10 protein-coding genes are annotated in these 13,338 nt (G+C 68.4%); 4 read left to right on the plus strand and 6 right to left on the minus strand.

Features of this window, described 5'->3' with window-relative positions; all coding sequences use genetic code 11:
• Positions 1–320: 320 nt before the first annotated feature.
• From cydC to IEV93_RS18405, 5 genes are all read right to left on the minus strand, one after another.
• Positions 321–2,021 carry a thiol reductant ABC exporter subunit CydC gene (gene cydC / locus IEV93_RS18385; RefSeq protein WP_188491504.1) on the minus strand — a complete coding sequence of 567 codons (1,701 nt, stop codon included), beginning with the start codon at positions 2,019–2,021 and terminating at the stop codon, positions 321–323.
• Positions 2,014–3,741 carry a thiol reductant ABC exporter subunit CydD gene (gene cydD / locus IEV93_RS18390; protein ID WP_188491507.1) on the minus strand — a complete coding sequence of 576 codons (1,728 nt, stop codon included), beginning with the start codon at positions 3,739–3,741 and terminating at the stop codon, positions 2,014–2,016. Before cydD ends, cydC begins: the two co-directional genes overlap by 8 nt.
• Positions 3,738–4,814, minus strand: coding sequence for a cytochrome d ubiquinol oxidase subunit II (cydB, locus tag IEV93_RS18395; RefSeq protein ID WP_188491509.1), 1,077 nt, complete (start codon positions 4,812–4,814; stop codon positions 3,738–3,740). The genes cydD and cydB overlap by 4 nt, the downstream gene beginning before the upstream one ends.
• A gap of 17 nt (positions 4,815–4,831) precedes the next feature.
• The gene (locus tag IEV93_RS18400; RefSeq protein ID WP_188491511.1) at positions 4,832–6,337 is read right to left on the minus strand and encodes a cytochrome ubiquinol oxidase subunit I; all 1,506 of its coding nucleotides are present in this window, start codon (positions 6,335–6,337) and stop codon (positions 4,832–4,834) included.
• Between the two features lie 163 nt (positions 6,338–6,500).
• Positions 6,501–7,418: an aminodeoxychorismate lyase gene (locus tag IEV93_RS18405; protein WP_188491513.1), complete on the minus strand. Its 918-nt coding sequence runs from the start codon at positions 7,416–7,418 to the stop codon at positions 6,501–6,503.
• Between the two features lie 36 nt (positions 7,419–7,454).
• On the opposite strand from IEV93_RS18405, the gene ygfZ reads away from it, so the two are divergent.
• From ygfZ to IEV93_RS18420, 3 genes are all read left to right on the plus strand, one after another.
• Positions 7,455–8,648, plus strand: coding sequence for a CAF17-like 4Fe-4S cluster assembly/insertion protein YgfZ (gene ygfZ / locus IEV93_RS18410; protein ID WP_188491515.1), 1,194 nt, complete (start codon positions 7,455–7,457; stop codon positions 8,646–8,648).
• Positions 8,645–9,316 carry an MOSC domain-containing protein gene (locus IEV93_RS18415; protein ID WP_188491517.1) on the plus strand — a complete coding sequence of 224 codons (672 nt, stop codon included), beginning with the start codon at positions 8,645–8,647 and terminating at the stop codon, positions 9,314–9,316. The genes ygfZ and IEV93_RS18415 overlap by 4 nt, the downstream gene beginning before the upstream one ends.
• Positions 9,317–9,588: 272 nt before the next feature.
• A complete protein-coding gene (locus IEV93_RS18420; protein ID WP_188491518.1) occupies positions 9,589–9,768 on the plus strand; it encodes a DUF3073 domain-containing protein in 180 nt (59 codons plus the stop codon).
• Positions 9,769–9,829: 61 nt separating this feature from the next.
• Here IEV93_RS18420 and purM read toward each other — a convergent pair whose 3' ends face one another.
• Complete coding sequence (gene purM / locus IEV93_RS18425) at positions 9,830–10,939, minus strand: phosphoribosylformylglycinamidine cyclo-ligase (RefSeq protein ID WP_188491520.1); 1,110 nt, start codon at positions 10,937–10,939, stop codon at positions 9,830–9,832.
• Positions 10,940–11,084: 145 nt separating this feature from the next.
• Between purM and IEV93_RS18430 the strand changes: the two genes are divergently transcribed.
• On the plus strand, positions 11,085–13,076 hold the full coding sequence (locus tag IEV93_RS18430) for an OPT family oligopeptide transporter (protein WP_188491522.1): 1,992 nt from the start codon (positions 11,085–11,087) through the stop codon (positions 13,074–13,076).
• Positions 13,077–13,338 lie beyond the last annotated feature (262 nt).

Here is a 13,338-nt window from a genome sequence, read left to right on the forward strand (position 1 = left end):
GGCCAGGCCTGCCCTCAGGGGCTGACCCGACCCCGGACATGGGACGACCCCCGCACCGCTCCCTTGGGGAGCCGAGCCTGTCAGGACATGACAGGGATGCGGGGGCCGGGCGACCACCGGGGATTCGCAGGGTGACGGCGCCGCTGTCACGTCAACCGTGACGGGCGGTTTCGCACCGGGGAACCCGGGCAACACGCCACCTAACTGATGGTCACCTCACGTGTCCATATGTTTTTCAACTGCAGACCACCTCCTTCCTCGTGTACGCACGACGCTACGCGCGCTCCGACCGGTCGGCAACGGATTAATCGATTCGGGATTTACGCGGCCCGCGAACGCGACCGCGCCTGTCGGCGTTGACAACCGAGATCCACCACGCGAGCCGTACCGGTGTCCGACGGCAGTCGGTGGGTCACCAGGACGACGGTGCGATCCGGTGCGATCAACCCGCTGTCGGGGTCGAGCAGCGCGCGGTGCAGTCGGTCGGACTCGGTGCGGTCGAGATGCTCGCACGGCTCGTCGAGTAGCAGCACGGGTGCCGGGTTTATCACCGCACGCGCGAGCAGCAGACGTCGGCGTTGCCCCGCGCTCATCGCGTCGGCGCCGCTGTCGAGGACGGTGTCGAGGCCGTCGGGCAGGCCGACCACCCAGCGGTGCAGGCCGACCGAGCCGAGAACCTGGTGCAGCAGTTCGTCGGCGGCGTCACCCCGGGACACGAGGAGGTTCTCCCGCACCGTCGTCGCGAAGACGTGGCCGTCCTCCCCGAAGTAGCGCACCGCGTCGTCGGGCGTCGAGCCCGGCGTGTGCACCGCACCGGCAACGGGGTCGAGCAGACCGGCGAGCGTGAGCAGCAGGGTCGTCTTGCCGCACCCGCTCGGCCCGACGATCGCGACGCGGTCGCCGGGTTCGATGGAGTCGAGGTCGGTGTCGGGGCCGAACACAGTGGTGCCCGTGTGACCCCACCGCAGGCCGTCGGTCCGCACAGTCGGAGTCACATCGGGCGGGATCGGTCGGGACAGGGTCGGCCGGGGCAGGGTCGGTCGGGGTACGGGCGAGAGGTCGGTGACCGGGCCGGCGCCGTCGACGAGGTCCATCACCCGCGCCGAGGCGAGGCGGCTGCGGTGGAGCTGCCGACCGGCATCGATGAGCGAACCGGCGGTCTCGAAAGCGCTTAGCGGTAACAGGATCAGCACACCGATGGTCGTGGCGTTCGACGTCGAGCTCATCCCCAGGGCGATAAGGGATGCGGTCACCGTCGTGAGCGCGAGGGCGGCGGGCAGTACCGCGGCCGCGAGGGATTCGGTGCGTCGACCTCGGTCATGGGCCTCGAGCGCCCGACGTTCGGCGTCCTCGGCTCGGCTCAGCAGCCGGTCCCGACGGCCGGCCACGACGAGCTCCGGTGCGTGCCACAGCAGCGTGGTGGTGATCTCGGCGACCTCGTCGCGCGCGGTGTGGGCGTCGCGTTCCGAGCGGGCGGCGCCCGCGGCGGCCGCGATCGGGGCCACGACTCCGGCGAGAACCCACGCGGCGGCCATCGCGACGCCTGCCCACGGCGATATCCACGCCATGACCGCGACGGCGGCGATCGCGGTGACCGCTGCGGATCCGATGGGGATGAGTCCTCGGATGAGGGCGTTGCCCACCTCGTCGATGTCGTCGCCGCTGCGCGAGACGATCTCGGCGCGACGCAACGTCACCGAGTACGACGGCGACCCGCCCGCCAGCGCGCGGTAGAGCCGCGCACGGGCGGTGGCCATCGCGTCGAGCGCGAGATCGTGCGTGGCCAGGCGTTCGAGATACCGCAGCAGGGCTCGCGAGATACCCAGTGCACGAACGGCGGTGACCGCCACCGACAACGCCAGCACCGGCGGCATCTGCCACGCCCGGGTGATCAACCACGCCGACAACCCGGCCAGCGCGAGTGCGCTCATCGCGGCCGCGGCGCCGAGCAGCAGGGACTTGGCGACCGGTCCGGCGCGGAGTCCGAGCAGTCGCAGCGCGCGTATCAGCGGATCAGACACGGACCGCACCCATCTCGATCACGCGCTCGGCGCACGCGAGCACAGCCGGGCGGTGACTGACGACGATCACCGTGTCGCCCGCGGCGGCGCGGGCGCGCAGGGCGTCCATCACCCGGGCCTCGGACTCGTCGTCGAGGTGTGCGGTGGGCTCGTCGAGGAGCAGCAGCCGCGCGGGCGACGCCAGCACCCGGGTGAGCGCAAGGCGTTGTCGCTGGCCGGCCGAGATGCCCACCCCACCGGTGCCGATCAGGGTGTCGATGCCGTCGGGTAGTTCCCGCACGACGGTGTCGAAACCGACGGCACGCGCGGCGGTGTCGATCGACGAGCGGTCGGCGTCGAAGAGCGAGAGGTTGTCGGCGACGCTGCCGGGTAACACCACCGGCGGCTCGGCCAGCCAGGCGATGTCGCCGACGGCTGGCCCGGACACGGGGGTGTCGCCGATCAACACGACGCCCTCGTCGGGGCGGATCAGGCCGGCGATGGCCTGCAGGGTGGTGCTCTTCCCGGTGCCGTTGTCGCCGGTGATGACGGTGATCGCGCCGCGTTCGCACCGTGCGGTGAGGCCGCGCGGGGCCCACCCGTCGCGGTCCACGATCCCCACGCCCACGAACTCCACCCCCGTCGACTGGGCGGTTACGGACGTCGACTGGGCACGTACGGACGTTGGTTGGGCACTTACCGACGTTGGTTGGGCACTCGACGCGTGTAGGTGCCCAACTGATGGGTGTACGTGCCCAACTGGCGGGTCGAGGATCGCGAGGACATCGTCGGCGGCGACGCGACCGGCCTCGGAGTTGTGGAACTGCGTGCCCACCGACCGCAGCGGCAGGTAGACCTCCGGGGCCAGGATCAAAGCGAGGATGCCCGCGTAGAGGCCCATGTCGCCGTACACCAGCCGCAACCCGATTCCCACGGCCACGACGGCGACGCACAGCGTCGCCAACAGCTCGAGGACCGCGCCGGAGAGGAACGCGATCCGGAGCGCGCCCATCGTCGAACGCCGGTTCGCCTGACCCAACGCACTGACACGATCGGCGGGCTCGTCGGCACGGTGCAGCGCACGCAGGGTGGGAATGCCGGCCACGAGATCGAGCAGCTGGGCGGCCTGTCGGTTCATCGCGTCGAGGCGTGCACGGGTCCGGTGCCGGGTCATCAGACCGATGAGGACCATGAACACCGGGATCAGCGGCAGCGTCACGACGACGATCACCGCGGACGTGAGGTCGGTGAAGGCCATCACGACGATCACCGCCGGCGTGACGGTCACCGACAGCACCAGCGATGGCACGAACGACGTCAGGTACGGACCCAGTCCCTCGAGTCCCCGGGTCAGGACGGTCACCAGATCGCCGCGCCTGCGCTGTAGGTCGCGCGGGCTCGTGTGTGCCGGGTCGGTGAGTGTCCGCAGCGCCGCGCCCCGGAGTTCGGCGATCACCGCCGCCGACGCACGATGGGCGTATCGGTCCTGGAACAGGGTCGCGACCACCCGGACGACGAATGCCACCGCCAGCATCACCAGGTGCGCCTGCTGCGCGTCCACCGACCTCGCGCCGGGGTCGGTGACCAACTCGGAGAGGATCGCGGCGATGGCCACCGCGCCGACGATGACCGCCGCCGCCGTGACCACCCCCATGACGCTGGTGAGCACGACGTAGCGGCGTGCGCTCGGGGACCGCCGCAGCAGTCGGGGGTCGATCGGCGGTCGCGGTGTCGTGCTCATCGCGACCGATCCTCGGCAACCGTGTCGGTGGGCGCGCGCATCGACAGCCCGATCGACGACGGGATGTCGCGGGTCGAGATCCGTTGCCGGAAGACCCAGTACGTCCACGCCTGATAGCCGACGACCACCGGGACCATCACGATCGATGCCCAGCTGATCACGGTGAGTGTGTAGTGGCTCGAGGCGGCACCCGCGATGGCCAGGTCGAAGGCGGGATCGATGGTCGAGGGGATCAGCGCCTGCCACAGTGTGCCGAAGACGATCACCGCCACCGCCGCGATGGTCAGGCTCGTGGCCGCGAACGCCGATGCCTCACGTCGCGCCGTCGTGGCCACCGCGGTCAGGACGGCCGCGACCGCGGCAACCGCGAGAGCGATTGCGGTGACGTCGGTTCCGTGCTCCGCCTGGTTCCACAGCCCGAAGGCAAGCACCACCACGGCAGCGGGAACGGCGAGGCGACGGGCTACGGTCATCGACGCGACACGCATCTCGTCCGCGGTCTTCAGCGAGAGGAACACCGCTCCGTGCGTGAGGAACAGGATGGTCGTCGCAGCACCGCCGAGCAGGGCGTAGGGATGGACGAGATCGCCGACGCCGCCGACGAACTGGTGGCCGGAATCGATGGGCAACCCACGCATGAGGTTCGCGAACGCGACTCCCCACAGAAAGGCCGGCAACCACGAGCCCAGTCCGATGCCGACATCGCACCACCGTCGCCAGCGGGGGTCGTCGATCTTGCCCCGCCACTCGATGGCCACCACCCGCGCGATGAGTCCCACGAGAATCAGCAGCAGCGGCAGGTACAGCGCACTGAACATCGTTGCGTACCAACCGGGGAACGCCGCGAACATCGCGCCCGCCCCGGTGATGACCCACACCTCGTTGCCGTCCCACACCGGGCCGATGGTGTTGATCAGTACGCGCCGTCGGACATCGCCCTCCTCCGACGTCTCGCCGCGTCGTCGTCCGACGAACGGCATCAACATGCCTACCCCGAAGTCGAACCCCTCGAGCAGGAAGTAGCCGGCGAACAGCACGGCCACCACCACGAACCAGATCTCCGGAAGACTCATCGGAACCGACCTCTCACCTAGTAGGCAAACGAAAGCTTCTCGGACGCCACATCGTCTGCGTCGTCGCCGTCGGGCGGCGAGTCGTCGGTCGGCGGGTGGGCGTCGTGGGCCAGCGGCCCCTCGACCGCGTAACGGCGGATCAGTGAGAACCAGACCACTGCCAACACGCCGTATACCAGCGTGAACGTGATCAGCGACACCAGCACGGTCGCGCTCGAGTTGTTCGAGACCCCCTGCTGCACGGTCAGGTGGATGTTCGGGTCGCCCGTCGGGTTGGGCACCACCATCCAGGGCTGACGGCCCATCTCGGTGAACACCCAGCCGGAACTGTTGGCCAGGAACGGGGTCGGGATGGCCGCGATCGCCAGGCGCCCCAGCCACTTCGAGTCGGGCACCCGCCCCTTGCGGGTGAACCACAGTCCCGCCAGTGCCAGCAGCGCGGAGCCCGCGGCCCAGCCGATCATCGCGCGGAATGCCCAGTACGTGACGAAGAGGTTGGGTCGGTAGTCACCCGGTCCGACGGTCTCGTTGTAGTGCTGCTGCATCTCGGCGACGCCGGGCAGCGTCGCGTCGAAGGTGTTGGTCGCCAGGAACGATGTGAGATTCGGCAGCTGGATGACCCGGGTGATCGAGTCACAGTTGTTGTGCGTGCCGATCGTCAACAATGAGAAGGACGCACCGGTCTCGGTGTGACACAGCGACTCCGCCGACGCCATCTTCATCGGCTGCTGCTCGAACATCAACTTGCCCTGCACATCTCCGGTGATTGCGAGCGCAACACCGGAGACGACGATCACCCACAGTGCGAACCGCGTCACCGGTCGGTACAGGGTGCGGGCGTCGGTACGCAGCGTCGACGCCAGTTCGACGTCGACGGTCCGCTTCGCCCGCCGTGAGTTTCGGATCATCCACCACAGGCCGATGCCGGCGACGAAGGTACCCGCGGTGAGGAACGATCCGGCGACCGCATGTGGGAACGCCGACAGTGCGGTGTTGTTGGTCATCACGGCCCAGAAGTCCACGAGTTCAGCTCGTTTGGTCTCAGGGTTGAAGCGCGCCCCGACCGGGTGCTGCATCCAGGAGTTGGCCGCGATGATGAAGTAGGCGGAGGCGTTGACACCGATCGCGACGAGCCAGATGCAGGCGAGATGCACCTTCTTCGGCAGTCGCGCCCACCCGAAGATCCAAAGACCCAGAAAGGTGGACTCGAGGAAGAACGCGACGAGACCCTCGAGAGCCAGCGGCGCACCGAAGACGTCGCCGACGAAGCGGCTGTACTCGCTCCAGTTCATCCCGAACTGGAACTCCTGCACGATCCCGGTGGCGACACCGAGTGCGAAGTTGATCAGGAACAATTTCCCGAAGAACTTGGTGGCGCGGTACCACTGCTCGTTCCCGGTGATGGTCCACACGGTCTGCATCACCGCGACCATCGGCGCCAGACCGATCGTCAGCGGCACCAGGATGAAGTGGTAGACCGTCGTGATCCCGAATTGCCATCGCGAGATGTCGAGCGCGTTCATCACGGGACCTCACTGTCCGAGTGGTGCTACTACCGTCCGTAGTACTACAGCCGACCGTAGACCTGGGCAGCACTGATCGCCAGAGGTCAGGGGTGTCTCGTGCACCACAGGACGGGCGCCGAGGACGTTCACGCAACGGTCGGCCGGAGGCCGAACGGCGACGTCAGGTGGAGATGGCCCGATCGACCAGCAGACCGAACTCCTCGGCTCGGGCCGGGACGGGCATGGTGTACCCGTTGAGCTCGGTCACCCGGGCGGCGAGAGTGATGCTGGAGAGCAGCCAGACCCCGTCGGCGGCAATGAGATCCGCGGTCCGGAGACGTCGGGTCTCGGTCCGGAAACCCTCTTTCTCGGCCAGCGCGAACAGAGCCTGCTGCGCCGTCCCGTGCAGGATCCCATTCTTCGCCGGCGGCGTCAGCAACGCGTCACCGTTGAGAACCACGACCGTCGCCCGGGGACTCTCGAGCACATCGCCCTCGCTGCTGGTGTAGATCACGTCGTCGACGCCCTGCCCGGATGCGTATCGCAATGCGGCCATGTTCGTCGCGTAGCTCAGAGTCTTCGCGCCGATCAGCTGCCACGGTGCGTCGGCCGCGTGATCGATGGAATAGCCGCGCGGCAGCGTGATGACCTTCACGCCGTCGGCGCGCGAGGTCGCGACCCGTGCGGGCACGGGACCAACGGTCAGGTAGGCCGTCGCCTCGTTGGATTCACGCGTGATGCCGGTCTCGGCGTGGTCGCGTTCGACCACCGCGCCGGCGGGCGCACTCTCCCGACCACGGGAGTAGACGAGCCGCATCATGCCCTCGGTCGACTTGCCGTTCTTGTCGGCCCAGACCCGCTGACCGGTGTCGATCGCCGACCGCCAGGCCTCGATGTCAGGCTTCGGCAGATCCAGCGCGGCGGCGCTGCGGCCGAGCCGCTTGAGATGCAGACCCACGCATCGGGCGGTGCCCTCACGCACCAGAAGGGTCTCGAAGATGCCGTCGCCACGCACCGCCGCGAGGTCGTCGGCATGCAGAAAAGGCACGTCAGGGTCGAGAACGGCACCGTCGATGGTCACGAGGATCGGTTGCGACATGGGCGTCAGCCTAGCGGGTGCTCGTACGATGGATGAGTGACCGACTCGCTCGGCGGCCCCACCGCCACCCCCTCTCCCCTCCTAGTCGCGCAGCGGTCCGCCGGCGCGGTCGGTGGACCCGATGAATCACCCGATTCCGGAGTCGCCTGGCACTTCGGAGATCCACTGGCGGAGCAGCGTTCGGCCGAACGCTCCGCCGTCGTGATCGACCGTTCACACCGCGGGATCATCGAGATCAGCGGCGACGAGCGACTGAGCTGGCTGCACACGATCTCCAGTCAGTTCGTCAGCAACCTCGCCGACCGCACCTCGGCGGAGAACCTCAGCCTCGACCTCAACGGTCGGGTGGAAGATCATTTCGTCGTCACCGACATCGACGAGCTCACCTTCCTCGACACCGAGCGCGAGCGCCTCGACCCGCTGCTCGGCTTCCTGCAGAAGATGGTCTTCTGGGCCAAGGCCGAACCCGTGCTGCGTGACGACCTCGCGATCCTGACGCTGCTGGGTCCCGACACCGTCACCGGACCGATCGCCGATCTCCTCGAGATCCCCGCGCATGCCTCGACCTATCAGGCCGGTCGCTTCCCCGAGCAGCGCCACGACGACGAGCCGTCGGGCTTCTGGCGCATCATGCCGCCGTTCGGCGATCCCGACTCGATCGGCGTCCGGACGATGCCGCGCGTCGACGTGATGGTGCCCGCGACCCAGCTCACCGAGTGGTGGCAACGGCTCACCGAGGCCGGCGCCAAGCCCGCGGGCATGTGGACCTACGAGGCCCTGCGGGTCGCGGCCGGGTTCCCGCGCCTGGGTCTCGACACCGACGACCGGACCATCCCGCACGAGGTCGAGTGGATCGGCGGACCCGACGAGTTCGGCGCCGTGCACCTCGAGAAGGGGTGCTACCGCGGACAGGAGACCGTTGCGCGCGTGCACAACCTGGGCAAGCCGCCCCGGCGGTTGGTCCTGCTGCAGCTCGACGGCAGCGCCGACACGCGGCCGTCCACCGGCGATCCGGTCACCGCCGAGGGCCGTGCGATCGGTCGCGTCGGAACGGTCATCGACCACTACGAGTACGGCCCGATCGCGCTGGCGCTGATCAAGCGGTCGGTCCCCGTCGACACCCCGCTCGTCGCGGGTGGCGCCGACGCGACCATCGACCCGACCTCGCTGCGGGCCGACGACCGCATCCAGGCCGGTCGAGCTGCGATCGAAGGGCTGCGGTCGCGATGAGCGCACCTCTCGCGCAGGGCACCGTGCTGGCCGTGTGTGCCGCGCACGCCCCGGTCCACCTCGAGCGCATCGGCGACAGCGGGATCGCGAAATCCCCGATCACCGGGCCGGTGACGGTCTCGGCCGAAGGGGTCGACGGCGACCTGATCTGTGACACCAAACACCACGGTGGCGTGGATCAGGCGGTTTACGCCTACAGCGAGACCGAGGCGAGTCGGTGGGCCGGGGATCTCGACCGTGACCTGCCCGCGGGCTGGTTCGGTGAGAACCTCCGCATCGACGGGATCGAGGTGACCGACGCGATCGTCGGCGAGCGCTGGCGCATCGGCGACACCGTCGAGGTCGAGTGCACCATCCCGCGGACCCCGTGTCGCACCTTCGCCCAGTGGGCCGAGGAGACGCGGTGGGTCGCGCGCTTCGCCGAACGCGCCGACACCGGCGCCTACCTGCGGGTTGTCGTGGGTGGACAGATCCAGGCAGGCGACGCGGTGACGGTGCTGTCCCGTCCGGAACACGGCGTCCGCGTCCGGTCGCTGTTCGTCGGAGATGCACCCGATTCCGGACTCGAGGTGTTGACCACCGACTCCCGCTACGAGGGCAAGGTGCACCGCGAGGCGTCGAGGTGGGTGCGCAAGCGTGTTCGCGAGTCGGAGCGCGCGCAGTCCTGAACGCGCCGGTCCATTACGCCACCTGCCGTGTCGAGGGCGGAGATCAGATCGTTCGCCGGTCGAACAGCCTCCCGTCAATCACACAGGTGTACAGCTCACGAGGCCGCGGGTCTCCGGCAGCCGCCGCGACAGGCGCGGCAATCGCCTGGCGAGGCTGGTCCGCAAGGTGGCCTCGGGCGCGCTAGACTGTTTCTCACGACAAGGTTTATAAACTCAGAATGGGGCCGCCAGTCTTGATTGGCCGCCCCGTCATTGTGCGAGGGGGTCCCCCTATGGGCCGCGGCAGAGCAAAAGCAAAGCAGACGAAGGTCGCTCGGGAGCTGAAGTACAGCTCTCCGAACATGGACCTGACGAGCCTGCAGCGAGAGCTGGCGAACGAACCAGAACGCCCCTCCGATCGCCCGGACCCCGCAGAGGCCTGGGCCGACGAAGACGAGTGGCGCCGAGCCTGAATCTCGGCTGGACGGCCGACCGATCACTGATCGGTCGGCTGATCGTCGTGTCCGCACGGCGTCAGAACCGCGGGTGTTCCCCGTTCAGTCCCGCAGCACCGGCCTGATCCTTGCCGTCGTGTGACTTCTTGATCGACCCCAACACCCAGCAGTCCAGGTGCCGCGCGGTCAGCACCGCGAGCGCCCGGTCGGTGTCCTCGGGGGCCACGATCGCGACCATCCCGACGCCCATGTTGAAGGTGCGTTCCATCTCCGCGCGCTCGACCCGACCGCGTTGGGCGATCATGGCGAAGATCGGTGCCGGCGTCCACGTCCCGCGGTCGAGTTCCGCCGCGAGCCCCGCCGGGATGACACGGGCCAGGTTCTCGGCGAGCCCGCCGCCGGTGACGTGCGAGAACGTCCGGACATCGGCCTCGGCGGCCAGGGCCAGGCAGTCCTTGGCGTAGATGCGGGTGGGTTCGAGCATCTCCTCGCCCAACGTCCGCCCGAACTCCTCGACGTGTCCACCGAGGTCCATGTGTCCCCATTCGAGCAGGACCTTGCGGGCGAGTGAGTAACCGTTGGAGTGCAGTCCCGACGAGCCCATCGCGATGACCACGTCACCGGGTCGGACGCGATCCGGTGAGAGGACCGAGTCGGCCTCGACCACGCCGACGCCGGTCGCGGACAGGTCGTAGTCGGAGTTCTCCATCAGACCGGGGTGCTCGGCGGTCTCGCCACCGAGTAGTGCGCATCCGGCCTCGACGCAGCCGTCGGCGATGCCCTTGACCAGTTCGGCGACGGTCTCCGGGATCACCTTGCCGACGGCGATGTAGTCCTGCAGGAACAGCGGTTCGGCGCCGCAGACGACGAGGTCGTCGACGACCATGGCGACGAGGTCGCGGCCCACGGTGTCGTGTTTGCCCATTGCCTGCGCGACCGCCAGCTTCGTGCCGACACCGTCGGTCGACGCCGCGAGCACGGGTTCCCGGTAGGTGCCCTTGAGGGCGAAGAGTCCGGCGAAGCCGCCGAGTCCCCCGAGAACCTCGGGGCGGGAGGCGCGCTTGGCGTGTGGAGCGAAGAGTTTGACGGCGCGATCACCGGCGTCGATGTCGACACCCGCCTCGGCGTAGGAAGCCCCCCGCGAAGTGGATGTCGGCTCACCTGCGGGATCAGCGTCCTGTTGTGTCACGGGCTACACGGTACCGGAGGGGAGGACGACCCATCGCCCCTGCTCCCGCCTGCGGCGCCACGTCGAACCGACCGTCATCGCACATTCACGAACCACTTCCCCCCATAATCTGTGCACAGCACCGTTGGTCGACGAGGAGGACTCGATGTCCGTTGTGAGCAGTACCCGGGGTAGCGCCGTACGCGAGTTGACCCTGCGCGGTGTCGTGCTCGGCGGGCTCATCACCCTGGTCTTCACCGCCGCCAACGTCTACCTCGGCCTCAAGGTCGGACTGACCTTCGCGACTTCCATTCCGGCCGCGGTGATCTCGATGAGCGTTCTGCGCTACTTCGCGAATCACTCAATCGTCGAGAACAACATCGTCCAGACCATCGCCTCGGCCGCCGGAACGCTCTCGGCGATCATCTTCGTGCTCCCCGGGCTGATCATCGTCGGCTACTGGAGCGGCTTCCCGTACTGGGTCACCGCCGCGGTGTGTGCCACCGGCGGCATCCTGGGTGTCGCGTTCTCCATCCCGTTGCGCCGGGCGTTGGTGACCGGAACCGATCTGCCGTTCCCCGAGGGGGTGGCCGGGGCCGAGGTGCTCAAGGTGGGCACGTCGGACTCGGCGCAGGCCGCCGCGGACAACAAGACCGGTTTGCGGATGTTGTCGGTGGCCGCCCTGGTCGCGGCAGGCTTCTCGCTGGTGTCGTCGCTGAAGGTGATCAGCAACGCGGTGTCGACGTCGTTCAAGGTCGGTTCCGGCGGCACCATGGTCGGCGCGAGCCTGTCCATGGCGCTGATCGGCGTCGGACACCTGGTGGGCCTCACCGTCGCGATCGCGATGGTGGTGGGCCTGGTCATCTCCTACGGCATCCTGTTGCCGATCCTCACGTCGGGCAAGCTCTCCGGGTCCGAGGCCCTCGCCGACACGGTCTCGGCGACCTTCTCCTCCGATGTGCGGTTCATCGGCGCGGGTGCGATCGCGGTCGCCGCGGTGTGGACGCTGGTCACCATCATCCGGCCGATCGTCACCGGCATCATCGAGTCGGCTCGCTCGGCACGGCTCCGACGCGGCGGCACCGAGGTCGACGTCGTCGAACGCGACATCCCCATCCAGATCGTCGCCGGCGTCGCGGTGTTCATGCTCATCCCCATCGGCTTCCTGCTGTGGGACTTCACCAGCGACACCGCGCTCAACGGCGGCGCCGCCGGGATCATCACCGTCAGCCTGGTCTACCTGCTCGTCTTCGGCCTGGTCATCGCCGCCGTCTGCGGTTACATGGCCGGACTCATCGGCTCCTCGAACAGCCCACTGTCCGGTGTCGGCATCCTGGTCGCGATCAGCGCCGCCCTGCTCATCAAGGTCACGTTCGGCGACTCCGGCGACACGCAGACCACCGCACTCATCGCCTACACGCTGTTCACCACGGCCGTGGTGTTCGGTGTCGCGACCATCTCCAACGACAACCTGCAGGACCTCAAGACCGGTCAGCTCGTCGGCTCGACGCCGTGGAAGCAGCAGGTGGCGTTGGTCATCGGCGTCCTCTTCGGTTCCGCCGTCATCCCGCCGATCCTGCAGCTCATGCAGACCGCGTTCGGGTTCGCCGGCGCGCCGGGAGCGGGCGACGACGCGCTCGCCGCACCGCAGGCATCGCTGATCTCCTCACTCGTCAGCGGCGTGTTCGGCGACTCGCTGGACTGGAACCTCATCGGACTCGGCGCCCTGATCGGCGCAGCCGTGATCGCCATCGACGAGACGATGAGCCGCACGACCCGATTCCGCCTGCCGCCGCTGGCCGTGGGACTCGGAATGTACCTGCCGATCTCGCTGACGCTGGTCATCCCGATCGGCGCGGTGCTCGGGTTCTTCTACAACCGCTGGGCCGACCGCAACGCGACGAACGTCGAACGCACCAAACGACTCGGCGTGCTCCTCGCGTGCGGACTCATCGTGGGCGAGAGCCTGTTCGGCGTGGTGTTCGCCGGGATCGTCGCCGCATCCGGGGACGACGACCCGCTGCGGATCGTCGGCGAGGGCTTCGACAACTGGGCCCAGGTGGTCGGGATCGTGGCCTTCGTCCTGGTGCTCGGCTGGCTCTACAAGCGCACTCAGAAGGTGTCGGAAACGGCGGCCGCGAAGCCGGACGCCGTGTGACCGCTATTTCACCGCCACGTCGGTGATCAGCCACTGGCCACGCACGCGTTGCAACGTCAGGTCGGCGTCGCTGACCCTGCTGTCCCGCGTCCCGGCTCTGACGTCGACAAGGGCGATGCTCACTGACGCCTCCGCCGTTTCAGACGTGATCGGGAGCTTCGGAGTCACCTCGATCGGGGTGCACGTGGTCTTGTCGCCGAGGTCGCAAGGACAACACACCCGAGCGCGAGTGGCACGATCCCTCGTGCACCCGTCGAGCGCA

This window comes from Williamsia phyllosphaerae (assembly GCF_014635305.1).
Lineage (GTDB): Bacteria > Actinomycetota > Actinomycetes > Mycobacteriales > Mycobacteriaceae > Williamsia_A > Williamsia_A phyllosphaerae.